14 protein-coding genes and 1 pseudogene are annotated in these 15,863 nt (G+C 46.8%); 4 read left to right on the top strand and 11 right to left on the bottom strand.

The features are described from left to right. The coding region (locus AZ66_RS18845) for an efflux RND transporter periplasmic adaptor subunit (RefSeq protein ID WP_044356236.1) at positions 1 to 726 on the top strand (726 nt) is incomplete at its 5' end. Between the two features lie 124 nt (positions 727 to 850). On the opposite strand, the gene AZ66_RS18840 is transcribed toward AZ66_RS18845, so the two are convergent. After that, positions 851 to 2,197: a hemolysin family protein gene (locus AZ66_RS18840; protein ID WP_044356234.1), complete on the bottom strand. Its 1,347-nt coding sequence runs from the start codon at positions 2,195 to 2,197 to the stop codon at positions 851 to 853. Positions 2,198 to 2,487: 290 nt separating this feature from the next. Between AZ66_RS18840 and AZ66_RS18835 the strand changes: the two genes are divergently transcribed. Beyond that, positions 2,488 to 2,868, top strand: a complete 381-nt coding sequence (locus AZ66_RS18835; RefSeq protein WP_021260090.1) for a hypothetical protein — start codon at positions 2,488 to 2,490, stop codon at positions 2,866 to 2,868. A 108-nt stretch (positions 2,869 to 2,976) separates the two neighbouring features. Here AZ66_RS18835 and AZ66_RS18830 read toward each other — a convergent pair whose 3' ends face one another. The 3 genes from AZ66_RS18830 to AZ66_RS18820 form a co-directional block, all read right to left on the bottom strand. Further along, positions 2,977 to 3,399, bottom strand: coding sequence for a DUF309 domain-containing protein (locus AZ66_RS18830; protein WP_044356232.1), 423 nt, complete (start codon positions 3,397 to 3,399; stop codon positions 2,977 to 2,979). Beyond that, positions 3,396 to 4,205, bottom strand: a complete 810-nt coding sequence (locus AZ66_RS18825) for a GTP pyrophosphokinase (protein WP_021253210.1) — start codon at positions 4,203 to 4,205, stop codon at positions 3,396 to 3,398. Before AZ66_RS18825 ends, AZ66_RS18830 begins: the two co-directional genes overlap by 4 nt. A gap of 68 nt (positions 4,206 to 4,273) precedes the next feature. Next, on the bottom strand, positions 4,274 to 5,368 hold the full coding sequence (locus AZ66_RS18820) for a quinone-dependent dihydroorotate dehydrogenase (RefSeq protein ID WP_197081736.1): 1,095 nt from the start codon (positions 5,366 to 5,368) through the stop codon (positions 4,274 to 4,276). Positions 5,369 to 5,639: 271 nt separating this feature from the next. Between AZ66_RS18820 and AZ66_RS31970 the strand changes: the two genes are divergently transcribed. Then, on the top strand, positions 5,640 to 5,777 hold the full coding sequence (locus AZ66_RS31970) for a hypothetical protein (protein ID WP_162833949.1): 138 nt from the start codon (positions 5,640 to 5,642) through the stop codon (positions 5,775 to 5,777). A 107-nt stretch (positions 5,778 to 5,884) separates the two neighbouring features. On the opposite strand, the gene AZ66_RS18815 is transcribed toward AZ66_RS31970, so the two are convergent. From AZ66_RS18815 to AZ66_RS18785, 7 genes are all read right to left on the bottom strand, one after another. Beyond that, positions 5,885 to 7,327, bottom strand: coding sequence for a L,D-transpeptidase (locus AZ66_RS18815; protein WP_082061651.1), 1,443 nt, complete (start codon positions 7,325 to 7,327; stop codon positions 5,885 to 5,887). A 22-nt stretch (positions 7,328 to 7,349) separates the two neighbouring features. Next, a complete protein-coding gene (locus AZ66_RS18810) occupies positions 7,350 to 9,062 on the bottom strand; it encodes a stalk domain-containing protein (RefSeq protein ID WP_044356230.1) in 1,713 nt (570 codons plus the stop codon). A gap of 21 nt (positions 9,063 to 9,083) precedes the next feature. Continuing rightward, positions 9,084 to 10,847 carry a FecR domain-containing protein gene (locus AZ66_RS31505; RefSeq protein ID WP_044356229.1) on the bottom strand — a complete coding sequence of 588 codons (1,764 nt, stop codon included), beginning with the start codon at positions 10,845 to 10,847 and terminating at the stop codon, positions 9,084 to 9,086. After that, on the bottom strand, positions 10,844 to 11,185 hold the full coding sequence (locus AZ66_RS18800) for a hypothetical protein (protein WP_156160018.1): 342 nt from the start codon (positions 11,183 to 11,185) through the stop codon (positions 10,844 to 10,846). Before AZ66_RS18800 ends, AZ66_RS31505 begins: the two co-directional genes overlap by 4 nt. A 93-nt stretch (positions 11,186 to 11,278) precedes the next feature. Further along, positions 11,279 to 13,135 carry a CHASE2 domain-containing protein gene (locus AZ66_RS18795; protein WP_044356226.1) on the bottom strand — a complete coding sequence of 619 codons (1,857 nt, stop codon included), beginning with the start codon at positions 13,133 to 13,135 and terminating at the stop codon, positions 11,279 to 11,281. Positions 13,136 to 13,398: 263 nt separating this feature from the next. Further along, positions 13,399 to 13,632, bottom strand: a complete 234-nt coding sequence (locus AZ66_RS18790) for a ferredoxin (protein WP_021253216.1) — start codon at positions 13,630 to 13,632, stop codon at positions 13,399 to 13,401. Between the two features lie 115 nt (positions 13,633 to 13,747). Beyond that, on the bottom strand, positions 13,748 to 15,055 hold the full coding sequence (locus tag AZ66_RS18785) for a DNA polymerase IV (protein WP_044356225.1): 1,308 nt from the start codon (positions 15,053 to 15,055) through the stop codon (positions 13,748 to 13,750). Positions 15,056 to 15,345: 290 nt separating this feature from the next. Between AZ66_RS18785 and AZ66_RS18780 the strand changes: the two are divergent. Beyond that, positions 15,346 to 15,863 (top strand): annotated as a pseudogene (locus AZ66_RS18780) (citramalate synthase); the annotation flags it as partial.

The raw sequence follows: 15,863 nt of genomic DNA, 5'->3' as shown, positions 1-15,863 counted from the left end.
GCACAATACCAATCTGCTCTAAGCGAAGAGGATCAAGCACTCCCTTCGACTGAAGCCGAAATGAAGAAGAAATTTGTCGAGAAAGAAACAACCAAGCTACAGCAAGAGCTGAACAATGTGACGATTGAAATTCAACGCAAGGAAATCGCTCAGAAACAGAAGAAGGTAGATGTGGCCAACTATATCGCCCCTTCGCCAGGGATATTCCTGTACGATGATCCGAACAAAATTCCACAAGCACTGAAGGAGAATGATCGCATTGGCAAGATCGTGGATCTGAAGAAGTTGCAGCTTGTCACCTTAGTTGGCGAACAGGACGTCTTCCGCATTAAGCCTGGGATGGCTGTCGAGGTAAAAATGAATGCCATGAAGAACGTCAAGATCAAGGGAAAAGTGCTGAAGGTGTCTAAGTTCGCGAAGGCGGTATCCGAAGAACAAAGAAATAACAATCAACCTGCACAATTTGAAGTTATCATTGGTCTCGATGTCAACGAGAACCTGATCGCTGGTCTCAGCCTTACTGGACAAATTGAGACACAGCGGAAAGAAAATGCGATCGTCGTGCCAACTGTTGCCGTTATGCGGGAAAAAGAGAGCGTCTTTGTTATGATCGACAAAGGCAATGGACAAGTCGAACGAAAAGAGATAAAAGTTGGTCTCGAAACCAGTGAGAAAACGGAGGTATTGGAAGGATTGAAGGAAGGCGATACGGTCGTGCTACAATAATCGATGCCCTGCCTAAACCTACAGGTTTGTTATCACAATGAGATCATTTAATATGAGTACGATAAAATAAAGGAAGCACCCTGCAGAACCGCAAAGAAAGGTTCCGAAGGGTGCTTCTTCTCTATTACAGTGAAGATTGCTCCGCTTGCACATCTTCTTGTTCAAATAACTGATTCCATTGTCCTGATGCAATCTGGACTTTGCGGATTCGATGCTTCTCTCTCTCCAGCACAGTGAATTGGATACCGTTCCATTCGAGTTTAGAGTCCTTCTTGCAATCCGGCATCCGATCGTACAACCAACCTCCGATTGTATCGATATCCTCGTGCTCAAGTTCAGTGGAGAGCAAGCTATTTACATCCGTAAGCAGCACTTTCCCATCAAATATATAGGTATGCTCATCCAATCGTTCAATTTCAGGGCGTTCTTCCTTGTCAAATTCATCACGGATATCGCCAACGATTTCTTCCAATATATCTTCAATCGTGATCATACCTGAGGTTCCACCATATTCATCAATTAGGATCGCCATATGCGTGCTTTCTTTCTGCATTCGCTTAAGGAGCTGATTGATCGGAGTAGACTCCGAAACGGTGAGAACGGGCAGCATGATGTCAGATAGCTTCTTATTAGCCGCTTCATCATATTGCAGGAACAACTGCTTCGTGTTGATCATGCCCACAATGAAATCCTTGCTTCCACGAATAATCGGATATCGGGTATACTGTTCGCGCTTCATGACTGGAATGCTCTCCTCTACAGGAAGCTCTTCCTGCAAGCAAATCATGTCCGTCCGCGGAACCATAATTTCCTTGGCCAGCAATTCGTCAAATGCAAATATGCGGCTCACATAACCGAATTCCGTTTTATTGATTTTACCGCTTTCATAGCTTTCATTCAGAATAATCTGCAGCTCTTCTTCAGAGTGGGCCTCTTCTTGCTCCTTCGCAGGCTTCAGACCGAACATGCGGATAAATCCATTCGCAGAACTGTTCAACAACCAAATGAACGGGTACATCACCTTGTGGAACCAAATGATCGGTCTAGCGAACAACAAACTGATCTTCTCCGACTTCTGGATTGCAAGCGTCTTTGGCGCAAGCTCACCAACCACAACATGTAGAAATGTAATGACGATGAATGCAATCAAAAAGGAAAGGATCGAAGCAGCTTGCTGTGGAACAGACAACCACTCAAATACCGGATGAAGCACCTTCTCAATCGAAGGTTCACCGAGCCAACCAAGTCCAAGCGCCGTAATTGTAATTCCCAGCTGACAGGCGGACAGATATCCATCCAGATTGCTCGTCACTTGCTTGACTGCAAGTGCATTCTTGCGCCCTTCCAGGATCAGTTGATCTACACGGCTGGATCGGATTTTAATAATTGCAAACTCTGTGGCTACAAAAAAGCCGGTAAGGATAATCAGTATTGCTACTAGAATAAAGCTGATACTCGGGGGCAAATCCATTATTTGTCTCCTTTATGAACCAAGATATAAAGCTTATTTCCACATATTATACAGGTTAGCAGAACGGAAAACAAAAGTCTCTACAGTCGGAAATTGACTTCTATCGTTATTGTTATTCCAGTCCTCCAGTAAAATAACACTGGCACGCGTCATTACACGAGCGCATGCTCTCCTGTAAGCTGTAGAACCAATTTCACATGAAATTATCGCACACGGTGTATCCATACAGGCCAGCGCATTCAACTTCTCATATATTAATTTTGCAGACCGGCAAGATGGGGGGTGAAGAGATGGCGATCTTGTTTAACAGAACGCTGATATTCAACGATTTGGATGAATTGCTTTTAGGCAGAAACACATTTCAACTCGTGCTTCAAAATGGCATTAGTCAAAGTTTATGCGACCTCCACATTCAAACTCAAAATAGCCTTGGAATCCCGCCTATGCTTGCATCATTAAAGATTCAAACAACATTCGAAGCTAAACAATTGGTTCTGACTCCGCCTGTAATATCACTTGATTTGGATTTAACAACGTTCTTTAACACCCACCAATGTATTCCAGTGGGTGGTACCTTCTTATTGACATTGACATTCACCAGAACGTTTTTGCCGGAAGATACTCTGCTGATTGGCCCTACGAATTCTCAAGGCATCATTGTTATTGGTTAATTCGTAACGGGATCCGCTTATGTAGAGAAGAACACCATTTAAGGCCTTGCCCCAAAATGGTGTTCTTCTTTTCTTCTAACATCAATGTGTCAGGATATTCAACTTGTCTTATTCATGCAAGGAAGGCAGCTCGCAGCACTCAATGAGCGCACCGAGCTCCTTATCCACGATTCGAATCGTAAGATCTTGAAATGGAGGCAAACTCCCATCGCAATTGCACAATTTGTCCAAGGTCTCTTCAGAATCGTTACGAAGCTGCTGCAAGTCGATCCCCATTATGATATCTGGATAGGCATCCAGCTTCTGAAGTGCTGCAGTCAGCAGCTTAATCGCTCCAGGACGATTGCCGTTCTGGAAATGATGCAGCCCCACTGCTACCTGAAGCAGCCCTTGAAGAAGCGGCTTGCGCCCCTCTTCAAGCCATAACTCTTCCATGACATCATGGCATTGATAATAATCCCGTTCTTCATTGAACAGCTTGATGAACTGAATATACAGCCTGTCATAAGGGAGAGCCGCCTCGATATTCATAGCTGAATATTTCCGTTCTTCTTCGCTCTCTCCAGTGCGTTCGTGATCTCTTCCTCTAATTGCTTCAACTCTGTTATATCATCCTTCTCCCATACTTCATTGAAGCGGTTCTGGAATTGAATCGCCTCAGAAATACGGTGGGAATAATACAACTCTTGGATAAAGGACAAGCATTTCTGTACAATCTTCGACTTGTCCTCGAAGCTCTGCTGCGCAACGAGAATTTCCTGACGGATGCTGGACATTTCGTTGTCTAGTACGAACGCCGCCTCCGCTGCTGTCTTCAGACGTAGACGGACCTCTTCAGGCAAGCTGTCCTTATATTTATAATTCAAAGAATGTTCAATCGTTGCCCAGAAATTCATGGCCAATGTACGGATTTGGATCTCACCCAAAATCATTTTCTGGCCGAGCGCCGTTTGAACCGGATATTCGATAATCATATGGAAGCTCCGATAGCCGCTTTCCTTATAATTGGTAATGTAGTCCTTCTCATATACGACCTTCATGTCTTGTCGATTCCGAATCAATTGAGCCACGCGATGAATATCATCGACGAACTGGCACATAATTCGAATCCCAGCGATATCTTCAATTCCCTGCTCCAATTGATTAAGAGGCACCTCAAGGCGCTTCGCTTTCTCAAGGATGCTAGAAATTCTCTTCACCCGACCCGTTACGAACTCGATAGGTGAATATTCTTCTCGCTTCTTCAATTCAGTTCGCAACGTTTTGAACTTGACCTTCAGCTCTTCGACGGCCTGTGCATAAGGCAGCAAAAAATTTCCCCAATCTCTTCCGTCCATTTGTACGCCTCCTGTCCATTCCAACCATTCGTTCAGTGAACCTATGCCGTTTCACTATACGACCATTCTTATCGATGATCAGCCCCGATAGCTTCTGAGATATGCTTGAATCCGTCCTGCTTCATCAGTCGCTTCAAGCCCGAAGCTAGCTCACGGTTAATCCCTGGCCCCTTGTAAATGAGACCCGTATATATTTCCACCAGATTCGCTCCGGCACATATTTTCCGATATGCATCTTCGGCAGTGAACACGCCACCCGAGCCTACGATTGGGATGGTTCCCTTGGTCATTCGATAGATTTGCGATACGACCTCTGTCGAGCGTTCCGTCAGCGGCTTACCGCTCAATCCCCCGTTCTCCAATCGATGAACATGGGTTGCCCCCATCCGTGACAAGGTTGTATTGGTGGCAATTATTCCTGACACTCCACTCTGCACAATTGTCTCGGTCATGCTCTCCAATTCACTGTCAGATACGTCCGGTGCAATTTTGACGAGAATGGATTTGTTCTGACCGTATGCAGCATTCTGACGATTCATCTCATCAACGACCAGACTGAGCAGTGCCTTCAGCTCATCGCCATGCTGCAGATTCCGCAAGTCAGGCGTATTCGGCGAGCTAATATTGACGACGAACAAATCCGCAACATTATACATCGTTTGTATGCACTTCAAGTAGTCTTCATGCGCCTTATCATTCGGTGTTGCTTTATTTTTACCGATATTGACCCATACCGGAATTGGTCGATCCTTAATCGCAGCCAATCGCTCGTGCATTGCTTCTGTTCCTTCATTATTGAAGCCCATTCGATTGATTAACGCTTCATCGGGAGGAAGCCGGAACATACGTGGTTTCTCATTGCCAGGCTGTCCCTTGGGCGTGACAGTGCCCACTTCCATAAATCCGAAGCCAATGGATGAGAATCCGCGGACGGCCTCCGCATTTTTATCAAGTCCTGCTGCTAGTCCAATTGGACTGTGGAATGTGAGGCCGAACAAAGAGGTCGTCAAGACTGGATCTGCCTTCACTCCATACATTCCACGCATCATGGCAAGTGCACCTGGCACCTTCGTCGCTTTCGCCATGCCACCTATAACCAGGTGATGAGCTTTTTCAGGATCTAATTTGAAAAATACCGGTTTAGCTATGTTGCGATATAACAAAGGTTCCACTCCGTTCATTGTGCCATACATGTAAGCCATGGTTACTGACAACATCGTATAGTTACCGTACCACGCAAGTCTTACTCTCCCAAATCACAAGACAATGCGATGGAGAATTCTTGGCGGGCATAAAAAGGCTCCATGTCCTAGTTTAAAGGTTTCTCGCGCAAAAGAAAAGTACATATGTAATCCAACCTTGACTGGTCAAACCTTACGAAAACGATTACAATAGGCATATAGAAGCTAGAATCGTGAAGAAAGGTGATGACCTATGGCAGTGAAACGCAAATCCCCATCTATGCCAACCAAGCATACTGAAGAAGTAAACAAGAAGGCGATCTATTGGATCGGCGGGGTTATCTTGCTATTTGTCATAATTGTCTCAACGCTGCTTATTGCGAATGGATGAGCATGTAATCATAGTAATTTATGGGAAAGAGCCGGATTCCAAGTTATGCTTGTGAATTCCGGCTCTTCTTTTTCTTCACAGGTGTGCAAGTGTGCAAGAATGTACGATTACAGCCAGCGATATTTCTTGTTCGGATTGTCCTGATTTGGGCTCATTTTGAGCCGGTAGCGGCCCCCCTTATCCGGTACAAGCAGTTCATCGGGTAATATATCAGAGCCGATTACGACCTCTGTCCCCATCGGCACCATATCGAATAATTCTTCAACATCTTCCTTCCCCATCCGAACACAACCAAGCGACTTATCTCTCCCAATGCTTTCCGGCTCGTTCGTGCCATGGATCGCATATAACGTATCCGATAAGGTCATTCCCCTGCTGCCAAAATCTCCAGTAGATGATCCGTTTGGATCGACTACCTTTTCAGAAATCCGGAAGGTTCCTAACGGGGTTCGTTTGCCGCCGAGGCCAACTTTGTAGTTTCTAACCATTATATTCCCACTTACAACCGCCAGCCGATGCCGCTTCTTATCTACCAGAATACGCAGGGGCTCTCTGAACGGGTCTAACTCATCGCTCCATATCTGATTAAGCGCCTGCTGCTTAGCCTTTTTCGGGGCTGCCTGCTTGGCGTTCTTCATCTGGGTTATAAATGAAGCAGATACTTCTTCATAGGCACTTGCAATCTGAGGCGTAATACCAGACACGATATTGTTCGGGTATTTGCCTGCTAGAACAGCCCATTGCTGCGGCGGTTGATCCTTCGTAAGCAAGGCCGCCGTCAGTGCTGACTTCGCCACTAGCCGTTCTACACTCCTAGGCATCCATTGCTGAACAAAGGCTTGTGCCTGAGAGCGCTCTGCTTCACATTTGCACTGCTTGCCCTGCAGCGGAGTAATCACGATCCGTCTGCCGTCCGAATCGGATGTCAACCGATTGTCGGGACGCAAAGGCGGCTCCCACATCCACCAATTCTGCTGAACACGAATATTCAGCAAATAGTGAACATGACCATTCGCAGAGGCGAAATGCTCTGTATGCCTCAGGGCTTGACCGAAGGCTGCATTGTCATGTTCAGGAACAAGAATGCCTGTCTGAGTATGGAGAGCAGGGGTACCATGATTCCCAGACTTCGAAGAAGACGTATCATCACCCGATGCTTCTATTCCCTCATCAGTAATGGCTGGATGCAATCGGGAAGGTGCATTCACCTCTCCCGCTATCGAGCCGAGTAGAAGGAATAGCAAAATCGCTGCCCCCACCCGCTTTCTCACCTTCCGCGGCGAGGACGGCACGGTCTGCTGCATTTGCGTTTGCGCCAGCAGTTCCTCTATTTGTTCAGAAGGACGTGGTACATTCTCGAATGCATGATAAATATCCCCTGCTTGCTTGAAGCAGTATTTCGCCTTGCCTTGTTCGCCATTTCGCTCATACTGTTTCCCGAGCAAGTACCAGGCCATCCGATTATCTGGATGCGCCTCAATATATTCTTTCATGTAAGCTTGGTCTTTCTTCGATCCGAGTGGATGATTTCCATCTGATGAAGACGTCAATCACATTCCTCCCTTCAGCAACCTACTTAGCTGTAATTCGCTGTGGCGGCAAATACGAGCCTGTTGCCGCATAGCGCAGGAAGATTCGGTCTCTTACTACAACTGCTCGCGCTTGTGCAACCCACTGTACATCGAAGCCGAATTGTTCAGCTACGAATCGGACAGGTACTAGAATCCTGCCATTATGGATAAATGGAGCTGCCGGCAGCTTCGAGACTGATGATGTGCCATTGTCTGTCACATTGACTTGACTGCTCCCAGGACGCAGATCGAAGCTGCTATCTCCGAGCTGAAGAATCACACGCTTGTCTGCGCGCCATACCGTCTTATACCCCAATGTTTCAGATAGAACCCTCAGAGGCAAGTAGGTTCTATCATCTTTAATCATCGGCGCTGTATCCGAGTCCAGACGCAAGCGATTATAGACAAGCTGTACCTGGGATGCCCGCGGTTGCCCCGAAGATCCCATAATTCCCTCTGGGAGTTCATAACGGCGAATGAGACGAATTGCATTGTTAAACGCATCCGTAACAGCGATTGACCCGTTCGCAAGCACAGCAACTGCTGTAGGCTCGTGTAGCTTGGCGTACGAGGTAATCCCGTCTACGTCGCCGCTCTTGCCAGCTTGTCCGCTTAGTGTAACGACCTCTCCCTTATATATATATCGGACAACATGGTTCCATCTATCAGCGACTACAATCCCATTTTCCTCCGTAATTGCAATTCCTGAAGGATTGTTGAACAACGATCCTGTTGCAGCGCCGTCGCGATATCCACCAGATGCATACAACACCTGCTGGACGTTCGGTGCTGTATAAGCCGCAGTTGAGCTGCTACCAGCAATAGTGGATACATTCCCCTGTTTCAAATCAATGACACGAATACGCTGATTACCAGTATCCGCAACGGCTAACTTGCCATCACGCATCAATGCAATCCCACTTGGTTCATTGAACTTCGCCTCAGCGAGCTTGCCATCCTTATAATCTCCAGCTCCAGTTACAGCTCCGGGTGAATATTCGACGATTCGAGAAGAACGAGACGTCAATGTCGTGACCGTACCTTTGGCATCAATCCGTCGAATGACATGATTTAATGCATCAGCCACATAGATAGCCCCGTCCTCCGCAACTGCAATTGCACGCGGCGAATAGAAGCGCGCCTGCCCCGCTTCGCCATCCTTCCATCCAGGAATGCCATCGCCGGCTACAGTTGATACATTCCCATTTCGATCAATTTTACGAATAATATGATTGCCCGCATCAGCTACGTACAGATTCCCCTTCTTATCTGCTGCCATCCCAATCGGCTGATCGAATTGAGCTTGACTATCGCTCCCGTCTTTCCATCCCTTCGTATTCCTGATGCCTATTGTCGCCAATATCCGCCCATTCGCATCCAGTCGTCGGATGACCTGATTGCGTGTGTCTGCAACAACAACCGATTTCCCTTCGGATACAATTCCAGAAGGGAATTGTAGGCTCTCTTCTTGTTTTTTGGCCAGCGCGCTGCCTGATAAGTAAACCGTTTCATACCAATGTGATGCAGTCTTCCATGCGCTCATCTCGATCGCTGGGGAAGTAAAGCGTTCAAATGCTTGCGTCTGATCAGACTTCTTGTTCAACGATGAGGCTGCTGCATAAACCTCGGCAGATGATGCCACCGATGCAGTGCTCGCTATCAGCATAAAGGTGACGGCAAGGCGGAATTTCCCCGTTACTAGTCCTACTTTCATCTCCACTATCTCCTTCAATCTTTACGGAGTAACCTTGATCTCAAGTGGTTTCTCCATTTTATTGACTTGCAGTTGCGCACCTTTCTCATCATAAAAACGAACATTGGAAAGTTCCAGTGTCACTGGGTCTTTGCTGCCATCCTTTTTATACGGCAGCTTAATGAGCGTGTCATCACTGCTTAGCGTCACATACCCATGTGTAGTCATCATAATACGGTACGTAATCAGGTTACCTGCCGTCACAACCGAATCCACACTATTGCTCGACTGATAATCTCTAGGGAGGTGTGCGATTCGAAATTTCCCTCCACCATCACGATATGTATCCGGTTGACTCAGCAATTGAGCTTCGTCTATCTCAGCTCCAGCTACCTTGATTGTAAACTGCAGTGTTGCCGCAGGAATCGGTGATGTAAGTCGCTTCAATACTGCCGACACAACGAAATCCTCATTAGGCTTGACTTGATCTATATTGGCAGCCAGTTCGAGAACATGCTCCTGTGGTTTCGGATCTGGTTTTGGATCTGGCTTCGGATCTGGCTTCGGATCCGGTTTCGGATCTGGCTTCGGGTCTGGTTTCGGATCCGGTTTCGGATCTGGCTTCGGGTCTGGTTTCGGATCCGGTTTCGGATCTGGCTTCGGGTCTGGTTTCGGGTCTGGCTTACTTGGGTCTGGCTGATTCGGATCAGGATTCACTTTTCCACCCTGGGTACCGCCTTTATTTTTGTCCGCTTCCTGGCATACTCGATTTTCATACGCATTCTGGCATACTTCCAATCGGGCATTTTGCAGATTTTCTTTAAATTGCTGTTTAACATGTTCCGAACCAATAGAGTCTTCGTAGTTCTTTTCTATTTTGGCCTGCTCTTCGAACTCCGCAGCCCTCCGCTGCTCTTCAAGCGAGTGATTGCTCCCTTCCTTATGAAGAGACACATTGACTTGGAGCTCTCCCAGCTTGATCTGTTCTTCAACATGCTTACGTATAAGAGACTGCTGCTGACCTTCCTCCTTTGTCAACATGAGCTTGGCTGTTTTCCATGGCAGCCCAGTCCGATTTGCCTCCTGTTCGGTCAGCTTGCCATGTTCAACCGCAGTATGAACCACATATGCAATAAAATTACCCACATTATGGGCTGCTCGAGTCTCAAACAAAATCGATTCACTCTTGCCGCTGTTCAAAATATCACCGATCATCTGAATGGAGCCAATCGGCAGAATCCCACCGTATTTGCCCTGTAGCAAGCCATACGATCGAAGTGCATCACACGAGCGCAACTGCTTTTGTTCTGCTTCACACTTTTCCGCTAACCAATGAGTCCTCATCGCTTTATTCTCATCTTCTGCATCTGACGCACCGGCAATCATTGCCTGAACAATAGCCATATCCCATTGATCCAGCAATGTTATCGCATCCGCGTATCCATATTTCATTCCAATGCCCTGCTCAGACTCCGTGAACGCCGCAGTCTGTGCCGGAAATACATCATGATGGCCTATCGTTACGACCTTGCTTCTGCCGAATGTTGAATCCAGCTTCGTCCTTTGCCGATTGTCAAGAGAACCAGCATCGCTGCTTATCTTGATTGGGTATTCGGTACGTACCGTACCGGCTGTAACATACAACTGGGTCAGTCCATTGAATGGATGCACTTTAACCCCAAATTGTGTTCCGCGCACCGCCATAACAGTCGTCGGTGTCTCAAGGACGAACCGATCATCGGTTCCTGCAATCGACTTCACCTTGGCAAATACAGAGCCAGCCCATACACCGATACGTGTTTTCACTCCGTCGTCCTTTTTAGTTCAGTAAAACTAACATCTGCACTCGCCCCGATGGTCAGCTCATCATCTTTATCCCCACCGGCCAATTGAATAACAATGCGTGATTTATCTCCCGTGAGAAGACGATCACCTTGATTAATGCTCATTTTCTTGAACACTTGGATCGCCTTGTCTCCTCCTGCCTTCGTTACGTATACACTGCCCTTCCATTCCTTCACAACACCTACTCGTACAGCTTTGGCAGGAGCCTCTGCACCATACACGGTTCCCCATGATCCAGTTCCAAATAGAGTGAAAAATACAACCATACAGGCGAGGCTGCTTTGCAACAAGCGTTTCATTCGCATTCCTCCATGCTCTCCTCACATCACATATAAATTCAGGTGTCAGACAACGTCAGCATGAACATACTGACGAGTCCCCTTCGTTCTGAGTCATTCTCGTTCTGATAACACTTCGTATGCCATTACTTCTTCGGACTTTCCCTTTAATTGTAGGGGTCCAATCTTTGCCAGCTCGAAGCGATTGCATATTCGCACGAACGTGCCTTCCCCAACCACGATTTGCCCGGGCAAAGCCCTTGATTCTAAGCGAGAAGCTACATTGACGCTATCTCCAATCGCCGTGTAGTCCAAACGCAGCTTCTCTGAACCAACATTGCCCACAATCGCTTCCCCACTCTGAATGCCAATGCCAATCCCAAATCGATCACTAAGCTCTATGCCTTCCGCTAGCCGAGCACGCAATTCCTCAGCACAGCGCTGAAGCTCTAATGCGGCACGCACTGCATGATCCGCATGATTATCTAGGTGATATGGAGCTCCGAAGATCGCCATAACGCCATCACCCATAAATTTATCTAATGTCCCATTGTGCTTAAATATCGTGTCAGCGCACAGATGCAAATATTGATTCAAGAGCTGAAGCGTTGACTCTGGTGCCAATCGCTCTGACAATGGGGTAAATCCTCTAACATCAATGAACATCACTGTAATATCCGTGCGTACCCCACCTGCCTTAACAGGCTCATGTGATTCCAACAGCTTCGTTACCACGGAGGGTGATACATATCTACCGAATAGATCTTCAACATGCTGTCTTGCTCTCCGTTCCTCCCGACCACGGTAAGCCACAATGAGAATATAAGAAACCCCCATTCCACACAATTCGGTAAAGTAAGGAATGAAGACAGAGCCGCTCTCGTAAATCCCAATCCATATGAGCGTAAATACCAAAACGATGCCTATAGCAGCTGCCGCACCTCGAATTCCCCGAATTCGCGATGCACTCCAGACTACGGCACCAATGCCAATGAACAAGGCAAGGACGTTCCATGCGATTGGCGCTTCCTGATAGAAGCGGCCTTCTATCAGGGATTGGACCATATTCGCGTGAATCTCAACACCATACAATGTCATGGATCGACTAAGCGGTGTCATATGCCGGTCGCTCAAAGACGCAGCATATGGACCTATCAGCACGACAGAATCCTTATAATAGGAAGGATCAACCGTGCCATTCCATACATCAGCGAACGACTGACGGTCATATCCGCCCACGTCCTCCTCACTGCTTCCATATATAGAAGAGAAATAATCAAAAGCAGCTTGCCCACGATTATCAGTTGGAATTCGCTTTGCTCCTCTATACCATGTTCCACTTGTCTCATCCCATGAAATCTGTTCATTTTCCGGCAGAAGCTGATTCGCCGCTAAAATATCAATCGAGGGAATCATACTTCCCCGCTCATCCGGAATACCCAAGCAGATTTTGCGGATAACACCATCTCCATCAGGCAGTACATTCACATGTCCAAGCTGACTTTCACCAACTTGAAGGGAGGATGGAGGCCGTTCAACGCTTTCTGCCCGAAGGGAATCCGCATATTCCTGTAAGGGAAGAAGGGATACTTGCACGGGTAAATAAATGGTTGGGTATGTATTCAATTGCTCAGATAAGGTTCGGTCGTCCCTCTCATTCAGGGAAGGATCTAGCATAAGTATATCGATGATGACCGCCCTAGCTCCAGACTTCATCAGCTTCGCGCTTAATTCAGCATAATGGGATCGAGGCCATGGGAAAGAGCCCAGCTGTGCCAAGGAAGGCTCATCAATCGTAATCATCTTAATTCGATCATCTGGTTGGCGTTCTTCAATACTCTTCGTACGCAAGGCATCACGAAATGCCTGCTCTGCCATATGAAAAACTCCGCCTGTCCCATTACTATACCCATATACCGTAACCATCGTCAGTATCATAACAACCAATGACGGGACGGCAAATTTTTTCATTTCGATATCACCTGCTTCATTTGAAGGCATGAACCCATATATTGAGAATTAAAGTTTGATATACTCTGCTATATTTAATCTATCATATTGTATGAGCGTATACGATGATATGGGCAATTTCAAGTTGAATTTTGTCGAATTTTGCGAATTTTTGCTTTGACGCAGTAATTAGATGGTGTGAGCAGATATAATAAAATCCCCGCGGGAGGCGCGGGGATCGTGTAGGTATTCTCTCTCTATGTGAGTATACTGCTTTCAGTAGGTTAGTTAAATGGTGCGTCCGCAATCTTAATAGAATCTGTTGGGCAGCCATCTGCAGCATCTTGCAGATCGTCGAACAGATCGTCAGGGATAGCGGTTACCCCTTGGTTGTTGTCACCTTCATAAATAACTTCTGCGATACCTTCATCGTCGTAGTCGTAAATGTCAGGTGCAGTAGCTCCACATGCGCCACAAGCGATGCATGTGTCTTTATCAACCCAAGTATATTTTGCCATTGGTTAGTTCCCTCCTGTAATGTTACAGATCTTCTTGGTTCCTCCGTTATCAATATAATACAAACAAGCTTGGAATTCAAACGATTTCCAACTTTTTTAAATGATTTGGAAATTATTATTCATCGCCTGATTCATGCAGCGTATCCGTCTGGAGTGAAGTCCCTCGTACACGATGGTTGCGAAGCAATGAGGATGGATCATCCCCTATCATTCCTAACGTAACAATCGCATTCTCTCCATATTTATCTCGAATCCGATCCATCGTCTCTATCAATTGCTCCCGCTTCGGCTGCCGCTCGAAGTCAAACAGATCCAACTGAACGGCTGCCTCTTGCTTCGCTACTAGATTTTGACCCGTAATCCCCAGCAGTCGAATAGGGCTGCCTGAAGTCCAATGTCGTTCATAGAGCTTCCATGCTTCATCCAGCAAGATGTCCGCATCATCTGTCGGCCCTTGAAGCGTGCTCGACCTCGTAATCGTCTTCATTTCCGGGTTGCGAATCGTAAGCTGCACCGTTTGCGCCATCAACTTCTGCTTCCTGATCCGACGAGCAACTTGATCAGCCAAGTTCAGCAGAACCCTTCTTACTTCTTCCTTCGATTCCACATCCCTAGGCAAAGTGGTCGTATGACCGATCGATTTGCTCTGTTCGCGTTCCGCCTTCACCTGCCCGTCGTCCAAACCATGTGCCGCCTGCTTCATCCAATGTCCCTGTATGCCAAATAAAGAAACAAGTCGCCCCTCATCAGCATGAGCAAGCTCTCCGATGGTTCGTATTCCTGCCCGTGACAGCTTATCTGCAGTCTTCCGCCCAATGCCGAACAACTCCCCGCATGGCCGGTGCCACAATTGCTTAGGTACATCTCGGATTCGAAGGATGGTTATTCCGTTTGGCTTCTTCATATCAGAGGCCATCTTCGCGAGCAGCTTATTAGGCGCGACACCTATAGAGCAAGGCAAACTTAATTCTTCCCGGATTCGTGCCTGAAGTTCTGTCGCGATATCGAGCGGTGTTCCGAATATTTTGGATCCAGTAATATCCATATAACACTCATCAATCGATACCACTTCCACCAATGGGGTATAGCTGCGTGCAATGTCTATAAAGGCTCTCGAGTACTTCCGATATGAATAAAAATCTGGACGAATGACAATCAAGTGAGGACATAGCCGCATCGCCTGCTTCACATGCATTCCTGTTCGAATACCAAGCTTACGGGCTGCATAAGAACAAGTAACAATGATCCCCTTGCGCAATTCCATACTTCCTGCAACCGCTGTTGGCTTCCCCAGATACTTCTCCGGCTCCTCTGCGGCATGTACAGAGCAATAGAAGGCATTCATATCGAGATGCAGAATGACGCGACCCTTGGTCGGATAATATTGTTGTATGTTATCACGCGAGGTTTCGTTCTCGTTCATACACTGTCCTCCTTCCACACTTATTAATGAAACTTCTCATTCATCATTTAATTGTAAAATATATACAGCATTGTTAATCGATCAATTCATCTATTCGAACAATTGTTCTTCCTATTTCCTAAGCTTACCGATATCTATGATCGGTTGCAAGCCTCATTCAAGACTCCCCTTGGAAAAAAAACAGTGATTCATTTACGAAAATACGTCTATACAAGCAAAAAAGCAGTGCTATAATAGGGAAATAGTTATTTTCCATATTCATCCTTGCAGAACTGAAGGAGGTTCCGAGAATGTCGAAAGTCATTTCTATTTTTGACACTACACTTCGCGACGGCACCCAAGGCGAAGGGATTAGCTTATCTGCAGACGATAAGATCAAGATCGCGCGCAAACTTGATGCGCTTGGCGTCACATACATTGAAGGCGGCATTCCAGGCAGCAACGGCAAGGATATTGAATTTTTCAAACGAGTAGCGGCATATTCATGGAATGCGAAGCTAACAGCATTCGGCAGCACTCGCCGCAAAGACTCATTGGCCGAACAGGATACGAACCTTAATCGGATAATCGAAGCGAACGTTCCTGCCGCAACGCTTGTTGGGAAGTCATGGGACTTTCATGTACACACTGCGCTGCAAACTACGCTGGATGAGAACCTAGCTATGATCTATGATTCCATCGCCTATCTGAAGCGAGCAGGGCTTGAAGTCATGTTGGATGCTGAGCACTTCTTCGACGGATACAAGAACAATACAGAATATGCGCTTGCTGTATTACGCAAGGCACAAGAAGCCGGAGTTGATTGGGT

Origin of the sequence: Paenibacillus sp. E194 (assembly GCF_000935845.1) — a bacterium.
Classification (GTDB): Bacteria; Bacillota; Bacilli; order Paenibacillales; family Paenibacillaceae; genus Paenibacillus_B; species Paenibacillus_B alvei_B.
The sequence above is the reverse complement of the archived record's forward strand: the minus strand, read 5'-3'. Positions and strand labels throughout refer to the sequence as shown.